Origin of the sequence: Cellvibrio japonicus Ueda107 (assembly GCF_000019225.1) — a bacterium.
Lineage (GTDB): Bacteria > Pseudomonadota > Gammaproteobacteria > Pseudomonadales > Cellvibrionaceae > Cellvibrio > Cellvibrio japonicus.
Genome location: NC_010995.1, coordinates 3,282,390 through 3,299,539, shown reverse-complemented (window position 1 = coordinate 3,299,539; position 17,150 = coordinate 3,282,390). Strand labels below are relative to the sequence as shown.

17 protein-coding genes are annotated in these 17,150 nt (G+C 53.9%); 6 read left to right on the top strand and 11 right to left on the bottom strand.

The window, feature by feature from the left end; all coding sequences use genetic code 11:
* The first annotated feature begins 22 nt into the window (after positions 1 to 22).
* Entirely contained in the window at positions 23 to 4,306 is a 4,284-nt protein-coding gene (locus tag CJA_RS13575; RefSeq protein WP_012488406.1) for a YhdP family phospholipid transporter, read from the top strand.
* Here the strand turns inward: CJA_RS13575 and yjgA are convergent.
* The 11 genes from yjgA to CJA_RS13520 all read right to left on the bottom strand — a co-directional run bounded on the left by yjgA (position 4,275) and on the right by CJA_RS13520 (position 12,206).
* Entirely contained in the window at positions 4,275 to 4,793 is a 519-nt protein-coding gene (yjgA, locus tag CJA_RS13570; RefSeq protein WP_012488405.1) for a ribosome biogenesis factor YjgA, read from the bottom strand. The genes CJA_RS13575 and yjgA overlap by 32 nt on opposite strands.
* Before the next feature lie 66 nt (positions 4,794 to 4,859).
* Positions 4,860 to 5,132, bottom strand: coding sequence for an HPr family phosphocarrier protein (locus CJA_RS13565; RefSeq protein ID WP_012488404.1), 273 nt, complete (start codon positions 5,130 to 5,132; stop codon positions 4,860 to 4,862).
* Positions 5,113 to 6,006 carry an RNase adapter RapZ gene (gene rapZ, locus CJA_RS13560; protein WP_012488403.1) on the bottom strand — a complete coding sequence of 298 codons (894 nt, stop codon included), beginning with the start codon at positions 6,004 to 6,006 and terminating at the stop codon, positions 5,113 to 5,115. Before rapZ ends, CJA_RS13565 begins: the two co-directional genes overlap by 20 nt.
* A gap of 11 nt (positions 6,007 to 6,017) precedes the next feature.
* A complete protein-coding gene (gene ptsN, locus CJA_RS13555) occupies positions 6,018 to 6,464 on the bottom strand; it encodes a PTS IIA-like nitrogen regulatory protein PtsN (RefSeq protein WP_012488402.1) in 447 nt (148 codons plus the stop codon).
* 77 nt (positions 6,465 to 6,541) lie between these two features.
* Complete coding sequence (gene hpf, locus CJA_RS13550; protein ID WP_012488401.1) at positions 6,542 to 6,832, bottom strand: ribosome hibernation-promoting factor, HPF/YfiA family; 291 nt, start codon at positions 6,830 to 6,832, stop codon at positions 6,542 to 6,544.
* Positions 6,833 to 6,955: 123 nt separating this feature from the next.
* On the bottom strand, positions 6,956 to 8,584 hold the full coding sequence (locus tag CJA_RS13545; protein ID WP_012488400.1) for an RNA polymerase factor sigma-54: 1,629 nt from the start codon (positions 8,582 to 8,584) through the stop codon (positions 6,956 to 6,958).
* A gap of 240 nt (positions 8,585 to 8,824) precedes the next feature.
* Positions 8,825 to 9,550 (bottom strand): LPS export ABC transporter ATP-binding protein, encoded by a 726-nt coding sequence (gene lptB, locus CJA_RS13540; protein WP_041551537.1) that lies wholly within the window; start codon positions 9,548 to 9,550, stop codon positions 8,825 to 8,827.
* Between the two features lie 4 nt (positions 9,551 to 9,554).
* Positions 9,555 to 10,070, bottom strand: coding sequence for a lipopolysaccharide transport periplasmic protein LptA (lptA, locus tag CJA_RS13535; RefSeq protein WP_158304069.1), 516 nt, complete (start codon positions 10,068 to 10,070; stop codon positions 9,555 to 9,557).
* Positions 10,057 to 10,665: an LPS export ABC transporter periplasmic protein LptC gene (gene lptC, locus CJA_RS13530; RefSeq protein ID WP_012488396.1), complete on the bottom strand. Its 609-nt coding sequence runs from the start codon at positions 10,663 to 10,665 to the stop codon at positions 10,057 to 10,059. Before lptC ends, lptA begins: the two co-directional genes overlap by 14 nt.
* Before the next feature lie 2 nt (positions 10,666 to 10,667).
* Positions 10,668 to 11,210 carry a KdsC family phosphatase gene (locus CJA_RS13525; RefSeq protein ID WP_012488395.1) on the bottom strand — a complete coding sequence of 181 codons (543 nt, stop codon included), beginning with the start codon at positions 11,208 to 11,210 and terminating at the stop codon, positions 10,668 to 10,670.
* A gap of 24 nt (positions 11,211 to 11,234) precedes the next feature.
* A complete protein-coding gene (locus CJA_RS13520; protein WP_012488394.1) occupies positions 11,235 to 12,206 on the bottom strand; it encodes a KpsF/GutQ family sugar-phosphate isomerase in 972 nt (323 codons plus the stop codon).
* Between the two features lie 310 nt (positions 12,207 to 12,516).
* On the opposite strand from CJA_RS13520, the gene CJA_RS13515 reads away from it, so the two are divergent.
* From CJA_RS13515 to hisD, 5 genes are all read left to right on the top strand, one after another.
* Positions 12,517 to 13,152 carry an MlaC/ttg2D family ABC transporter substrate-binding protein gene (locus CJA_RS13515; protein ID WP_012488392.1) on the top strand — a complete coding sequence of 212 codons (636 nt, stop codon included), beginning with the start codon at positions 12,517 to 12,519 and terminating at the stop codon, positions 13,150 to 13,152.
* 191 nt (positions 13,153 to 13,343) lie between these two features.
* The gene (locus CJA_RS13510; RefSeq protein WP_012488391.1) at positions 13,344 to 13,595 is read left to right on the top strand and encodes a BolA family protein; all 252 of its coding nucleotides are present in this window, start codon (positions 13,344 to 13,346) and stop codon (positions 13,593 to 13,595) included.
* A 48-nt stretch (positions 13,596 to 13,643) separates the two neighbouring features.
* The gene (gene murA, locus CJA_RS13505; protein ID WP_012488390.1) at positions 13,644 to 14,906 is read left to right on the top strand and encodes a UDP-N-acetylglucosamine 1-carboxyvinyltransferase; all 1,263 of its coding nucleotides are present in this window, start codon (positions 13,644 to 13,646) and stop codon (positions 14,904 to 14,906) included.
* A gap of 4 nt (positions 14,907 to 14,910) precedes the next feature.
* Positions 14,911 to 15,558 (top strand): ATP phosphoribosyltransferase, encoded by a 648-nt coding sequence (gene hisG / locus CJA_RS13500; protein ID WP_041551536.1) that lies wholly within the window; start codon positions 14,911 to 14,913, stop codon positions 15,556 to 15,558.
* 270 nt (positions 15,559 to 15,828) lie between these two features.
* On the top strand, positions 15,829 to 17,133 hold the full coding sequence (hisD, locus tag CJA_RS13495; protein WP_041552416.1) for a histidinol dehydrogenase: 1,305 nt from the start codon (positions 15,829 to 15,831) through the stop codon (positions 17,131 to 17,133).
* The last annotated feature ends 17 nt before the right edge of the window (positions 17,134 to 17,150 follow it).

The following is a 17,150-nucleotide window of genomic DNA, read 5'->3' as shown; positions in this document are numbered from 1 at the left end:
CTTGGAACTACGATAGAGAAGCATGACTCGCGCCCTCCGCCAACTGGTCAAGTGGTCCTACTTGCTGAGTGCACTGCTGATCATCGCCCTGGCGGTGATGGTGCAATCCGGGCGGAGCTTTTCCCATCTCCTCGGTGACTACAACCAGGACATCGCCCAATATCTCTCGCAAAAGCTCAATGCCCAGGTCGATATTGGCCGTATCGATGCTACCTGGGATGGGTTAAAGCCCAGTTTGGATGTGCAGCAGTTAAGTATTCGCAGCGTGTCGGACAAATCCATTGTGGCGGTGGAGCGCGCACGTGTACGCCTCGATATCCTCGGTTCGCTAATGAACCGGCGCTGGGTATGGAGCAATATCCTCCTCTCTGATGTACACATGGATTTTGAGCAGCGGCTGGATGGCAAATGGCATGTCAGCGGCCTGCCGCCACGTGAGTCACCGGCCCCTGTTACCGACAAGGCTCCGGCATCTCCTGCCCAAGTGGATGCGCTGATTGACATGCTGCTGCTCTCCACGCGCATTGAGTTTCAAAATAGCCATCTGCGTTTTGGCTTTAATAATGGCCAGCAGGTCAACCTCAATTCACCGTCACTGCTGCTTGAAAATGCGGGCAAGTTTCACCGTCTTTCGTTGCAGGTGGATGTCGATGAACAGGTGCGCAGTGTGTATTTGGTCGTCGAAGGAGAAGGCGACCCTCGCAACCGCCAGCAATTCCGCTCCCGTGGCTTCCTGCAACTCAACCAGTTCCCGACCAGTGAGCCTATAGCGGCGCTTTCGGCTTTCCTGTTGGGCGGTGTTGTGAGTGATGCCATCAGGAGTGAAGGTTGGGTAAATGCCAATTTGTGGCTGGATAGTGATAAGCGCGGTAAAGGTTTTGCGGTCACTGGCAATATTGGGGTGCAGCGCTTGCTGTTACCCGTAGCGGGGCGCCAGCTGCAATTGGATGATGTCAACACAGCCCTGGTCGGCGATTGGCGCTATGGTGGCGATTGGCAAATACAGTTACGCGATCTGCAAGCACAATTGAAGGCGCGTGAACTGGCACCAATTAACCTCGGCTTGCGCTATACCCTGGCTGAACAACAGCTCGCCGTTAACCTGGATCGCCTGGACCTTGAGCCTTTGGCGATTTTATTGAATGAATCAGGCGCCCTGGGGCAGGGCATTGCCCAGGATGTACTGGTAACCCTGGCTCCGCGCGGACAATTGCACAATGTGGAATTGAACTTGCCCCTGCGCGCAACACCGGATTGGCAATTGCGTGCGAACCTGGCGCAGGTGGCCGTAAACGCCTGGCGTGGGGCACCGGCATTGACCGGTGTGGATGGTTATGTACAGGTGGGTCAGCGCGGTGGCTTTGTCAATATCGACAGCCAACAAGGCTTTAGCATGCATTATATTCCCAGCTATGCCGAGCCTATGGCCTATGAGCAGGCGCAAGGGCAAGTGGCCTGGCGCCTGGATCCAGCCAACAACAAAATCCATGTGAATAGCGGCGCCCTGCGTTTTCGCCAGGGCAGTGAGGATTTGACAGGGTATTTTTGGTTGTTTATGCCCTGGCAGCGCAATACTGGCGATATAGATCTGTACTTGCAGGTCGGGGGACGTAACCTCAGTGCCGGCCTGTACCAGAAATACTTGCCTGCCCTGGCCCCCGAGTCGATACAGAGCTGGTTAGCCCAGAGTGTAGGGCAGGATAACCCCGGTATTGCACGCACCGCCGGTTTTGTTTACCGCGCCACCCTTAACAATAAGAATCCCATGGCGCGCAGTTTTGACCTTTACCTGGATCTGGCCGAAAGCCGTTTGGATTACAGTCCGGGGTGGCCTGCCCTGGAGCAATTGCGTGGACGCCTGTTGGTTAGCAACGGCCGGGTTGCTGCCAGTATCCAGAACGCGGAGGCTTACGACAGCCGCATCCAGGCTGCAGAGGTGCGCATGGAGCCGCGCTCTCGCGGTAATGGCTCATTGCTGCAAGTCAAAGGCTCCCTGGCGGGGCCTGCAACCGACGGCCTGCGCATATTGCGCGAAGGCATACTGCGTCGCTATATCGGCGGCACTATGGATACCTGGTTCCTGACGGGTGATATGCAGGCGGATCTCGACCTTGCTATCCCCTTGGGCACTGGTGTGGCTAACCCGCCTGATGCCCACCAGCAAGTGAATGTGCAACTCAGGGCGCCGGCATTTGAGTTGCAGAATTTGCAATTGACGCTGCGAAACCTGGAGGGACGCATTGGCTACGATAGCCGCACAGGGCTTTCCAGTGAGGGGCTGGTTGCCAGCCTGTTCGGAGAGCCTGTTGAAGCCAAACTCAATACCCGTGTGCTCAAGGGCTACAACCAGACACAGATCGACCTGCAAGGCAAGGTTGAGGCGCGTACCCTGGCCGCCTGGAGCAAGCGTCCGGAACTGTTATTTTTACAGGGATTAATCCCCTACCAGACGCGGGTAGAGCTGAACCATCGCCCGCGTGACCTCATGGATCAGATGAGTGCGCAATTACCTGCCGAAGCTGATGCCCGTACCCGATTTGCTTCCACTGCCTTTGCGCGGGTGCAGGTGAAAAGTGATCTGCAGGATGTTGCCGTGAGCCTGCCGGGCAAGCTGGGCAAGCCTGCCAAGGGAAAGCGCAACCTGAGTGTGGAACTTTGGCTGGATGAGCAGGAAACCCTGGTAGATGTTTCCTATCACAAACCCGCCAACCTGGAAAAGTCCCTGGCGGTGGGTGAGCGCGCTTGGGTGGATGCTTTATTTTTGCTGGAGCGGGGTGCGGCTAACCAGTTACTGAACGCAGGCATTGCGCTGGCTGAAATTGCCGAATTGGATGATTCCCCGGCATTTCTGGTAAAGGGGTATTTAGCGGAATTCCAGCTGGATGTATGGCAACAATTGCTGGTGCGCTACCAGGATTATCAAACGCGCATTACACCGCTCTCCAGTAGTCCTGCACCTGCGGTGGTTGTCCCGGTTGATGAAAGCCGTATTGCCGGCTTGCCATTTCGCGCGCAATTAACACTGGGCAACTATCAGGTGGGCAGCCTCAATTTGCGTGATCTGCAGGTTGAAGCCCGCCGCGATTGGCGCGGTTGGCAGTTACAGGTAGAAAACCCGGTGGTCGCCGGTGCTATCCAGGTTCCCCAGGATGCGCACCGCCCACTGGACATCAAGCTGGATTATTTGCGTTTTACCCGGGAGGATCTGGGGTTGCCTGCAGAACCTGCAGCGGAGAGCGGTAATAGCGTGGCAGCTGCCGAACTGCCTGAGCGCAAATTGCTGGACCCGCGCGATTTACCACTGGCGAATATTGAGGTTAAGCAATTAGCGGTAGCCGGGGATGACTACGGCAGTTGGTCGCTCGAACTGCGCCCCAACAGCCGGGGCGTCGTGATTGACAAAATCCGGGGCAGTATTCGTGGCTTGAGTATCGAAGGTGCTAAAGAGCCTGCTGAGGGCGCCAGGATGCTGTGGGTCATTGGTGATCAAGGTCCCCAGACCCGATTTATCGGTGCCTTGCGCGCTGGAGATATTGCCCAGGTGATGCGCCACTGGTCCAAACCCGACCCGCTGGAAAGCCAATCAGCCTATTTCAACCTGGATATCTATTGGCCGGGCTCCCCCCAGGATTTCAAATTGGTGGATATCCAGGGTGATATGAGCCTGCGTATGGAGAAGGGGCGCTTCAAGCGCAATGTGTCGGCGGGTGGCGATGGTATTTTGCGGTTACTGTCGGTATTGAATTTCGACTCCCTGGCGCGGCGTATGCGCATGGACTTTTCCGATCTCTACCAAAGTGGCCTGGCGTACGATGAAATCAATGGCAAGGTCAGTTTTAGCCGGGGTACCCTGACTTTTGTTGATCCATTAGAGGTGCGTGGACCATCAAGCCGCCTGCAAATGGCGGGGACTATCGACCTCAAGCGCGAGCGTATCCGCACCCGTTTGGTCGCCACCTTGCCTGTGGCAGGCAACCTGACATTCTTTACCGCACTGGTAACAGGGCTGCCCGCTGCCGCGGGCATCTATGTGGTGAGCAAATTATTTAAGCGGCAGGTTGATCAGGTCACCAGCATCAGCTACAGCATCCGAGGCAGTTGGGATAATCCCAAAATGCGCTTTGATCGCCTGTTTGAGAGTGAAGAGAGTTTGCGTGACAGCGTGAAAAAGAAAGCGCCCAATAGCTTGCTGATGAGGCCGGAAGATATAGCGCCTGGAGCGACAGCAGGGGGAGGCGCCGATTTATTGCGCGATAGCGGGGAAGGCCAGGCACCTAGTCCTGGGCTTCCAATTGCTCGCGGATAAACCCAAATAACTTGCGTGCGCTGGCTGCCGGTTTGTTTTCCTCGCGCTCTTTCTGGGCGGCGCGAATTAATTGGCGCAGGTGCTGCACATCAATACCGGGGCAGGAGGTTACCAGGGTCTGGAAGACCTGTTTGTCGCCTTCAATCAACAGGTCGCGGTAGCGCTCTATTTGATGTTGGCGGTGGATGTACTGGTCATTGCGGTTCTGGATTTTTTCAACCGCTGCCTGGATTTCTTCGTGATTACCTTCGCGCATCAATCTGCCTATGTACTGGATTTGACGGCGGCGGGCCTCTTTAGGGGGCATTTTGCGCGCAATGTAGATGGCATCCAGCATTTGTTCACTGAGGGGAATCTGCGCCAGTTGCTTTTCATTCATATGGATCAGGCTTTCGCCCAGGGCTTGCAATGCATGCATATCGCGCTTGACCTGCGATTTGCTGCGGATGTAATCATCGGGATTGACGTCGTCGTAGTCGTAAACCATAGCAGTGCTGGCTGTGAAAAAGTGGGCGCACAGAGTAGGCAAAAGCGCCGTTAATAACAACCCGTGTTATTCCCCTTCGCCAAAATAGTCGGTCACAAGCGTACTGATTTCATCGAGCGCGTGTTGTGCATCAGCGCCATCGGCACTGACTTGCAGCTGTGTGCCCTGACCGGCTGCAAGCAGCATCAGAGACATAACGCTTTTAGCATCGACCCAATTGCCTTCACCAACACGTACCTGCACCTGTGCCTTGAACTTGCTGGCGAGGCTGGCAAGTTTGGCGGCGGCACGGGCGTGGAGGCCGCGTTTGTTAATGATCTCAAGAGTTTGCTGGAGCATGGTTATGGTGCTTCTGGTGTTTATGAATATCGCGGTGGCGCACCTGGACATCCTGGTAGTACTGGTCAAAGTGTTTTTTTAAACGTTCACTCAAGTATACGGAGCGATGTTGGCCTCCGGTGCAGCCGATGGCAATTGTGATATAGCTGCGATTATTAGCCTGGTAGCGGGGTAGCCAGCGCGTTAAATAGTGCTCTATATCAGCATACATCTCCTGGACTGTGACCTGCTCTTCGAGAAACTCAACAACGTCAGCATCCAACCCGGTCTGGGGGCGGAGGTGTGGCTTCCAATGGGGATTGGGCAGGCAGCGGGCATCGAAGACCAGGTCGGCATTAACCGGGGTGCCGTGTTTAAACCCAAAGGATTCAAACAGGATTGCCATGGTGGCTTCGGTTCGCCCCACCACCCGATCCTTAACCAGATCGCGCAATTCATGCAGGTTGAGGTGGCTGGTATCAATTGTTTGGTCGGCCGCATCGCGGATGGGTTCGAGCAGGTTTTGCTCCAGCGCTATAGCTTCTTCAAGGCTGGTGCTCTTGTCGCTTAACGGGTGTTTACGACGGGTTTCACTAAAGCGCTGGATGAGAACGGAAGGATGGGAGTCCAGGTAGATTGTGTGAAAGGGCAGATGGGCCTCTTTCAAGGTGGATACCATCTTGGGAAAGAGACTCAAATCCTGCCAGGCATTACGCACATCAATGCCTATGGCAAACTTTTGCGCCTGATCCTTGTGGATTTCAATCTGTGCAACCAGTGCGGGTAGCAGGCTAACAGGCAGGTTATCGATGCAGTTGAACCCCACATCCTCAAGGACATGGAGCGCTGTCGTTTTTCCCGATCCGGATAGACCGCTGACAATCACTAGGTGCATGTTGGACTCGCTTAGCTGATTGCGGCTTCATACAGATCCTGGTCGCTGGCGGCTGCGCGCAATTTATCGCGGTATTCCGCTTTGTTGAGCGCATTAACCAGGGATGACAGGGTCTGCAAATGTTCGTCATGGGCCTCTTCGGGCACCAGCATGGCAAACAGGATATCGACGGGCTGTGAATCTATTGCGTCAAAGTCGACTGGCTCGGTCAACGTGATCAGGGCACCAACGGTTCCCTGACAGTTTTCCACCCGGCAGTGGGGAATGGCAATGCCATAACCTATGCCGGTTGAGCCCAGGCGCTCACGTGCGATAAGGCGGCGAAATAAGTCTTCCGCATCAATATGGGTGACATCCTGGGCGATGGTGTTGGCCAACAGTTCCAGGGCTCGTTTCTTGCTGCCCCCCTCAACGCGGCAAAGCGTGCGTTTGGGGCTGATTAACGCTTGAATTTCCATAGGGTTACTGTCGTCGTATCTTCTCTTGTCGTTAAGCCCCGGCTCAGGTGCTCCGAGGCTGATTGGGTTGGTGTGGCTTAACGGTGGCTGCGCAACTTTTCTTTATGCTTGATCAACTGCCGATCCAGTTTGTCAGCCAGTGCATCAATAGCTGCGTATAAGTCTTCATGGGTCGCATCAGCAAACAAGTCTTTGCCGCTGACATGAACTGTGGCTTCTGCCTTTTGAATCAGTTTATCCACCGAGAGGATGACATGGGTATTGGTTATACGATCATGGTGATGACTGAGTCTTTCCAATTTGTTATTGACGTAATCCCTGAGCGATTCAGTAACTTCCAGATGGTGGCCACTGATAGTTATTTGCATAAGTACATCCTCTCGTTTCACGCGGACTGGTAAAAAATGACAGTTGATTCAGCAGTTGCAACTGATAACAACCTGTTGGTGCGTCCCGGCGTTCGCCATCTGTCCTGGGTATTGGGCCTGGATTTACAGGCTTTTGCGTTCATTGGATGGCGGAATATTGAGCGATTCACGGTACTTGGCGATAGTGCGCCTGGCAACCTGGATACCCTGTTCTGCCAGCAATTCGGTAATCTTGCTGTCGCTCAGGGGTTTTTTCGGATTCTCTGCGCTCACCAGCTTTTTGATGATGGCGCGTATGGCTGTCGATGAACACTCGCCGCCACTGTCTGTACTGACATGACTCGAAAAAAAGTACTTGAGTTCAAAAATCCCCTGGGGGGTATGCATGTATTTTTGCGTAGTTACCCGTGAAATAGTCGATTCGTGCATGCCGACAATTTCTGCAATATCGTGCAATACCAGGGGTTTCATGGCTTCGGGGCCATACTCGAGAAAGCCGCGCTGTTTTTCCACAATACAGCTGGCTACCTTGAGCAGGGTTTCGTTGCGGCTCTGTAAGCTTTTGAGAAACCAGCGGGCTTCCTGCAAATTATCCTTGAGGAAGGTGTTGTCGCTGCTGGAGTCAGCGCGACGCACCATAGAGGCGTAGTCTGAATTGATGCGCAAACGTGGCGCTATGTCGGGATTGAGCTCCACAATCCAGCGACTGTCACGTTTTTCCACAAAGACATCAGGCACTACATATTCAGTATCGCCGCTGGCAATAATGTCACCCGGACGCGGGTTGAGCCCCTGGATAAGTGTTACCGCCTGGCTGAGTTCTGCCTCCTTGAGCTTGGTGCGACGCATCAATTGGCGATAATCGCGGCTACCCAGGAGTGGCAGGTATTGCTTAACAATCAGTTTGGCGGGCTCCAGAAAAGGGGTTTGTGGATCAAATTGCTGGAGTTGTACCAACAGGCATTCGGACAGGTTTTGGCTGCATACACCGCAGGGATCAAATTGCTGCAGACGGTGTTGTACGGCGACCACTTCATCTTCTTCAAGCTCTTCAAGCTCTGCTGCCAGTCCATCATAGATCTCGTGGATGCTGATAGAGAGCATACCACTGGGCTCTACTGCGTCGATAATTGCCATGGCAACCAGGCGATCGCGGTCAGACATGGGGGTCAGGTTCAGTTGCCAGGTGAGGTGGTCATAAATCGAATCGGTTGTGGCGCGACGGCTCTCAAAATCGTTGTCTTCGTTATCGTAGTTACTGGAGCTGCTGCTGGAGGAGGCCTGGTAAACATCGTCCCAACTGGTATCTACCGGTAAATCAGCAGGGATGGAGTCTGACCAGTCCCCGGCGCTATCGCCAAAACTGTCGGCGTCAAAGTCCGATTCTGCCGCGGCTTCAAAGCCTTCTCCATTGCTACTGGCGTAATCATTTGATTCGCTGCTGGAATAACTGTCAGTGCTGGTACTGGAAGTGTAATTGTCGCTCAGCTGGTCTGTGGTGTTTGCTGCTGGATCTGCGGCGACCTCAAGGGTTCGCTCGTAATCACTGGTATCCGGTTCGCCAGTGTCGTAGTTGGTTTCATTGCCACCCTCGTAGTTTTCCTCCAATTCCAGCATGGGGTTGGAGTCCAGTGCTTCCTGGATTTCCTGTTGCAAGTCCAGCGTGGAAAGCTGCAATAGGCGAATGGCCTGTTGCAACTGCGGGGTCATGGTGAGTTGCTGACCGAGCTTTAATTGGAGTGATTGCTTCATTATGGGGGCAACAAAACCTGTTCAGGGTGAAACCGGGGTGGTGTCCTGGGTAGACACCGGATGTACGCAGGTATGGATAGATAAAACGCCAACCTTCTTTTAGTGGAGTTTAGACAGGCTTTGATTCCCAATCAATAAGCCTTAGCAATCTTTGTGCCTAATGATTAAAAATTAAGAATTGTCAAGTTGTTGCGGTCGCAGAAATCGCTATGTTTCCGGTTGTAGCACCCTGGGTGGTGGTTAGATACGGAAATGCTCACCCAGATAAACCTCTCGTACCCTGGGGTGTGCAAGCACTGTCTCCGGCTGGCCGGAGGCAATAATGTGACCTTCACTCACGATATAAGCAGTTTCACAGATATCCAGGGTTTCACGCACATTATGGTCAGTAATTAATACGCCAATTCCGCGATCCTTGAGGTGGCGAACAATTTCCTTAATGTCGCTTACGGAGATCGGGTCTACACCGGCAAAGGGTTCATCCAGCAAGATGAATTGTGGGTCGGTCGCCAGGGCGCGGGCGATTTCCACGCGGCGACGCTCGCCTCCGGATAGGGACATACCCAGGCTGTTGCGAATGTGGGTGATATGGAATTCACCCAAGAGGGATTCGAGTTTTTCCAGACGCTGCTTGCGGTCGAGATCCTTGCGGGTTTCAAGGATAGCCATGATGTTATCGGCGACAGACAGCTTGCGAAAAATCGATGCCTCTTGTGGCAGGTAGCCAATGCCGGCACGTGCGCGCCCGTGAATCGGCAAAGGAGTGATATCCAGATCGTCAATCAGTACGCGTCCTTTATCTGCCGGTACCAGACCCGCAATCATGTAAAAACAGGTTGTTTTACCCGCACCGTTAGGGCCGAGTAAACCGACAATGGTACCGCTATCGACGGTCATGGACACATCGACAACGACAGTGCGTTTTTTATAGCTCTTGGCAAGGTTCTGGGCGTGCAATCTGGGCATGGGGTCAGTGCTTGGCTTCGGTTTTGGGCGGAATATAGATATCGACACGAGCGCCATCAATTTGCTTGGCTTTCATGACTTCATTGATGAGGTCGTAATTGATATGCGGCGCTTTCATGACCTGGCCATCTTGCTCAATGGCGGCCTCCTCAACCAGCAGTAAATGCTCATTGTCCGGGGTATAGGTGATGCTTTTAGCGGTTGCAACAATCACCTTTTGGTCCAGGCTGGGTTGCTGTTGGAAGCGCGCAGGAGAGCCAGTGGCAACGATCTTATCCGGCGAACCGTCGGGGCGGGTGCGCACCTTGATGATATCCGCCGTAATTACCAATGAGCCCTGTTCGATGCGCACTGAACCGCTGTAGGTTGACTCACCGATTTTCTGATCAACGACCAGGGTGTCAGCTGTGCCGCGGATCACCTGGTTGCGATCTTCCGGTAAGGCCAATGCCGGGGTTGCCAGGGTGAGTAACAGGCTGCTGGCCAGAAATGCGAGGAAAGGGAGTTTAACGCGGTTCATAAATGGCTCTGACATCGGATTGCAATTGGACGCGGCTGTCGCGCATAAGCGCTGTCATACCCACGGCGTCCACCTGGCCTTTGGCGCTGCGCATCTTAACAGCTTTGTCGGTTTCGGCGTATTGCTCTGCGGGTTTTACCAGCAGCTCAGTGGTTTCTATCTGGATTAACCCCTGGCTGGCTGTCTCCTGCTGGATCAATACATCCTGGCTCAGGAAGAGCAATTTGCCATTCAGGCTGCTGCGTCCCAGATGGGCAGATAAGTGCCAGGGCGCTTCATCAGGGTTATCCTGGAAGCGTAATCTGGGGGTATCAAACAGGGTGTAATCCTGTTCGCCCGGCGCATCCGGATTGACCTGGAAATGGGTAACCAGGGGCGTGTTCAATTGATATTGCAACAAGCCCTGGGCGTTGTATTCGCGTGTTTCAACGCTGGTAATAAAGGTGTAGGGAAAGGTTTTTTCCGTATCTGCTAGCCCTGTTTTTTTACCGCTACCGTGAAACAGGCTGACAATACTGAAACTGACAACCAGGGCAATGACCAGTGTCCAGGGCGTGGTCAGTAACTCGCGCAAGCGTTGTTCGGCAGGCTTCACGATTACTGCGCTCCGGGTGTTGGCAGGTATTGGGCGAGTGCGGCCTGGTAGCTGCCCTGCGCTTGCATTAGCAGATCGCATGCAGCGCGCACAGCCCCTTCACCGCCCCGCTCTTCACTTTGCCAATGGGCGCGTTCGGCGACGGCAGCATGGGCATTGGCAACGCACAGCGCGAGGCCGACACGCGTCATTACCGTCAGGTCAGGCCAGTCATCACCCATAAAGGCTATCTGCTCCAGGGGGTAAGGGTGCTCAAGGAGTATTTCTTGCAATGCATCCCATTTGTCTTCCCGTCCCTGGACCAAAATACCAATTCCAAGGTCGCGCGCACGGCGTGCAACCAGTTCACTGGTACGCCCGGTGATAATGCCAACCCTGACACCGCTGCGTTGCAGGGCTTTGATCCCCTGTCCATCAAGGGTATTAAAACTTTTGAATTCATCGCCCTGGTTATTGAAGTAGAGGCGACCGTCGGTAAGTACCCCGTCCACATCGAGCAGCAGCAGGCGTATAGCACTCAGGCGGTTGTGTAAATTGGTGCTCATAGTTTACTCAAATCGATTTGCCGGCTAGATGATACCTGCGCGCAGGATATCGTTAATTTTTACGATGCCAATCAGGTGATTTTCTGCATTGCTGACCAGCAATACGTTAATTTTTGATTCTTCCATCAACTTTAATGCTTCTGCTGCCAGGGTGCTGTCGCGCAGTATTTTGGGATTGGGATTCATTAAGTCACCCACTTTAGCGCTGTGGATGTCCACGCCGCGATCAATACTGCGGCGCAAATCGCCATCGGTATAGATGCCCAGGAACTGCCCGGTTGCATCTGTCACTGTAGTCATACCAAAACCTTTGGCTGATATAACCATCAAGGCTTCGAGTAATGGTGTGTCAGAAGAGACCCGAGGAATTTCATCACCTGTGTGCATGATATCGGATAAACGTAGCAGGAGCTTGCGCCCCAGGGCTCCGCCGGGATGTGAAAAGGCGAAATCTTCGGCAGTAAAACCCCGTGCTTCTAACAGGGCGATAGCAAGAGCATCACCCAAAACCAGGGTTGCACTGGTACTGGAGGTGGGGGCCAGATCCAGTGGACAAGCTTCGGTAGCAACATAGATATTCAGGTGAACTTCAGCCACTTCCGCCAGAATCGATTGGGGATTGCCGGTCATGCTGATGATGTTGATTCCGGTCCTTTTAAGTAAAGGCAGGAGTGTCACAATCTCATTGGATGTGCCGGAGTAGGAGATTGCCAGGACTATATCGTCTTTGGTGATCATACCAAGGTCACCGTGACTGGCTTCGCCGGGGTGAACAAAAAAGGCGGGGGTGCCTGTGCTGGCCAGGGTAGCCGCGATTTTTTTGCCGATATGCCCGGATTTCCCCATCCCGGTCACAATGACCCGGCCTTTTCCTGCGAGGATCAGGTCACAGGCCCGGCGAAAATCCTCGCCTATGCGCTCCTCCAGGGCCGCAATAGCCTCTGTTTCCAGGCGGATAGTACGGCGGGCGGACTGGACATAGTCAAATGAGTTCATGGAAGTATCCTGTACAACGGCCAAGGCGGGCATTATAGAGGCTGTTGTGAGTGATAAAACCGCCTGGATGGAAGATTGTGCAATTTTTACAAGCGTCACTTAATGGGGGCTGTACGACGGTGCTATAGTGCCGCCCCAATTGCTGTGGTGGAGTATCACAAAGGCTCAAGAATTGAAAAGTCGAGGCACCATCGGGTGATTTGATGGTCACACAGGCGCACTCAATAGTTTCTCGGGTTCGTCCAGGCGCTGGATAGCAGCGTATTGGTAGCTCCAGGTATAGGTTTATTGGTAAACGGAAGGTGTTTGCATGAAGACAATGGTTGTGAATCGTTATGTCGTGTTGGTTGCGAGCTTGCTGCTGGCATTGGGTGCCCGGAGTGTACTGGCAGAGTCCAATGCTGCGCAGGCAGCAGATCCGCGCGTTGTCGTAGAAAACGTGACTCAGGAGTTATTTGTTCATGTTCGTGCACAAAAAGCACAGAAAGCCAGCGATGATGTTTATTACAAGCAGGTGCAAACCACGTTGGATGAGGTGGTGAATTTTGGTTATATCGCTGCCCACGTTATGGGTAAGCAAGCCTATGACAAAGCCAGTACTGACCAGCGCAAGCAATTCCTGGACGTATTTCGCAATGGTCTGGTGAAATCCTATGCCAAGGGGATTGCGGGTTATGTGGATAGCGATATTAAGGTCGTGAATGTCGCTGCGGACAAGAAGAATCCGCAGCGTGTGACAGTTACCCAGGAGGTAAATGACAAGGGGACTGTACACAAGCTCGATTACAGTATGGTGCAGTCCAGGAGCGGTGATTGGAAGTTAATCAATGTCACCCTGAATGGGGTGAACCTGGGGATGTCGTTCTCCAGCCAGTTTAAATCGGCTATGCGCAAGTACAACAATGATCTGGACAAGGTGATCGCCAACTGGTTGTCAGAAGCCTGATTGTCTGAGATCTGTTCCGCCCTGTTTGTAAAGCCTCTGGATTCCAGGGGCTTTGTTCTTAAGGGATGGTGTCTTTTGTGGCGCTTATCGGGCTTCCGTTGATTTGGGATGCGGGTTTGATGCCATTCCGGTAAACTGCGCCGCTTATTGATGGCTGTCAGCCAGATTTCTTTCCCCGACACGAGATTCCTATGCAAGCCGAACAAATCAAAGCGCTGATTGAGAGCCAGTTACCTGGGGCTGATGTTAAATCCGTAGAGGTTCAGGGCGATCATATCGGCTTGGTCATTGTTAGCCCTGCCTTTGCCGGCCTGACTCCCGTGAAAAAGCAACAATTGGTGCTGGGTACCCTCAGTCAGCAATTTGCGGATCGCAGTATCCATGCTGTGGATTACATCAGGGCATTCACTCCAGAGCAATGGCAGCAACAACAGCAACAGTAACCCAAGTATCGACTCCAGCCCTATGGGCCGTTTTAGACAAGACAGGCAATGGATAAATTTTTGATTTCCGGTTCCGGTCCGCTCACCGGTGAGTTGCGTATTTCCGGCTCCAAAAATGCGGCCCTGCCAATACTGGCAGCCACTATTCTCGCCCAGGGCAAGGTGCGTCTGGCCAATGTGCCGCACCTGAATGACATTAGCACCATGATTGCGCTTTTGCGCACCCTGGGTTTGACCATCGAAATTCAGGGCGACCATGTAGTCATTGTGGACCCCAATACCATTAATTCTTACACCGCGCCCTACGAGCTGGTAAAAACCATGCGCGCCTCCATTCTGGTGCTGGGCCCTTTGCTGGCGCGCTACGGTGAGGCCAATGTGTCCTTTCCCGGTGGCTGCGCTATTGGCTCACGCCCGGTAGATATTCACCTGCGTGGGCTGGAGGCCATGGGCGCCAGCATTGAAATCGACGGCGGTTATATTCGCGCCCGCCGTCAGGGTCGCCTGAAGGGTTGCCATTTCTTGATGGATACCGTCACTGTGGGTGGCACCGAGAACCTGCTGATGGCAGCGGTATTGGCCGAAGGTAAAACCATTTTGGAGAATGCTGCGCGCGAGCCGGAAATTGTTGACCTGGCTAATCTGCTGGTTGCCATGGGCGCCAGGATCAGCGGTATAGGTACATCTACCCTCACTATCGAGGGCGTGGAGTCGCTTACTGGTTGTGATTACTCCGTTATGCCCGATCGCATCGAAACGGGCACTTACCTGGTAGCGGCTGCAGCGAGCCGTGGCAAGGTGCGCCTAACCCACACCAGCGCCAGTATCCTGGAAGCGGTGATTGTGAAGTTGCAGGAAGCCGGGGCAGACGTTACCACGGGTGAAGACTGGATTGCGCTGGATATGAACGGTCGCCGCCCCAAGGCAGTCAGCTTGAAAACTGCACCTTACCCGGCATTTCCTACCGATATGCAGTCGCAGTTTATGGCACTGAATGCGGTAGCGGATGGGATTAGCCATATTACCGAGACAATTTTTGAGAATCGCCTGGTGCAAGTGGCAGAGCTAAAGCGTATGGGCGCCCATATAGAGCTGGAGCACAATACCGCTATAGTCACCGGTGTGGAGCGCTTGAAGGCGGCACCGGTTATGGCGTCGGATTTGCGCGCCTCAGCCAGCCTGGTGATTGCCGGCCTGGTAGCCGATGGTGAAACCCTGATCGATCGCATTTATCACATAGATCGCGGTTACGAGGCGATAGAGGCCAAGTTCCAGGCCCTGGGTGCCAGCGTGCGCCGTATCAAGAGTTAACACTATGAGTCAGATGCTAACCATAGCGCTCACCAAGGGGCGCATTCTGGAGGAGACACTGCCACTGCTGAAAGCGGCGGGTATTGAGCCTCTGGAAGATATGGAGAAAAGCCGCAAACTGGTGTTTCCCACCAACCGCGAGGATGTGCGCCTGCTGTTGTTACGCGGTGCTGATGTGCCTACTTATGTGCAATTTGGCGCGGCGGATATGGGGATTTCCGGCAAGGACACCCTGATGGAAAACGGCGCCGAAGGTTTGTATGAGCCACTGGATTTGAACATTGCCCGCTGTCGCTTGATGACGGCCGGGGTAAAAGGCCAGCAGACACCCGCCGGGCGCATTCGCGTTGCCACCAAATATGTGAATGTGACCAAGCAGTATTACGCCAGCCTGGGGCGTCAGATTGACGTGATCAAGCTCTATGGGGCGATGGAACTGGCCCCGATTATGAATTTGGCCGATGAGATTGTGGATATTGTCGATACCGGTAATACCCTGCGTGCCAACGGCCTGGAGCCGCGCGAACACATTGCCGATATCAGTTCACGTTTGATCGTGAACAAGGCCTCCATGAAAATGAAGCACCTGCTGATTCAAGCCATTATCGATCCTATTGCCAAGGCTGTTAGTCAAAAGGCCGTTAGTCAATAAGCCTATGCAGCCCATTGTGAATGGCAATGGGTATTTTGGGGGTGAGTGTTTGATGATGGTTCGATCGGTAATGGTTCGATGAACATACCGACCTGCGAGCGGGATGCCTGGGAAGCATAGCGCCCCTTGCAGGACACGCCGTAAATACGTCCTTGTAGGTTCGAGGTTGGCATCCACGCCTCTCTCGATCCGGCAAGGGACACTATGCTTTCCTCCTGGCTTGTTGGTTTGTCGGTAGGAATGTGCAAATCCCTTTTTGAAAAATATGTTATGTCGACATTAGTGAACCGTTTAGATAGCCGCCAGGCCGATTTCAATCAGCGCCTTGACCAGTTGCTGGCGTGGGAGTCTGTGAGTGATGCACGTGTTGCCGGGGTTGTGGGCGATATTTTGGGGCAGGTAAAAAGCCGTGGCGATGCCGCTGTACTGGAATACACCAACCGCTTCGATCGCCGCAGTGCACAAACCATGGCCGATCTGGTCGTCGCCCCCGAGCAGCTACACGCCGCCCTGGACAATATCAGTCCTGAACAGCGCCAGGCTCTGCAAGTGGCTGCCGAACGCATTCGCCAGTATCACCAACACCAGCTGCAGAATTCCTGGCGCTACACCGAAGCCGATGGCACTGTGCTCGGCCAGCAAATTTCGGCCATGGAGCGTGTAGGCCTGTATGTTCCCGGTGGCAAAGCCTCTTACCCCTCGTCGGTATTGATGAATGCTATTCCCGCCAAGGTGGCGGGTGTGGATGAGCTGACTATGGTTGTGCCCGCCCCCGATGGTGAAATCAGCCCCATGGTGTTGGCCGCCGCCGCTATTGCCGGTGTAGATCGTGTGATTACCATTGGCGGTGCGCAGGCGGTGGCGGCACTGGCTTACGGTACAGAAACTATTACTAAGGTGGATAAAATTGTTGGCCCTGGCAATATTTATGTAGCCACGGCCAAGCGTGCAGTCTTCGGCCAAGTGGCTATTGATATGATCGCTGGTCCCTCGGAAATTTTGGTGATCTGCGACGGAGAAACCGATCCGGATTGGATCGCTATGGATTTATTCAGCCAGGCGGAACACGACGAACAGGCCCAGGCGATTTTGCTCTGCCCCAATGCGGACTATCTCGATAAGGTAGAGGCGTCTATCGCCAAATTGCTGCCCACATTACAGCGCAATGACATTGCCTCCTCCTCGCTCAAAAATCGCGGCGCCCTGATTTTGGTAAAGGATATTGCCGACGCTATTGCGTTGAGCAACCGCATTGCGCCGGAGCACCTGGAGTTGTCGGTCACCGATCCGGAAGCGCTGCTGCCGCAGATTCGCCACGCCGGCGCCATCTTTATGGGACGCCACACGCCCGAAGCCTTGGGCGACTATTGTGCTGGTCCCAACCACGTACTGCCTACCTCGGGTACCGCACGCTTTTCATCGCCTTTAGGGGTGTACGATTTCCAAAAGCGCAGCTCGATTATCATGTGCTCACCCGCAGGCGCCTCGGAGCTTGCCAAAACTGCCTCGGTACTGGCGCGCGGCGAATACCTGGAAGCGCACGCCCGCTCGGCGGAATACCGTATTATCAAGTAGTCTGTGTGTTGCCTTTA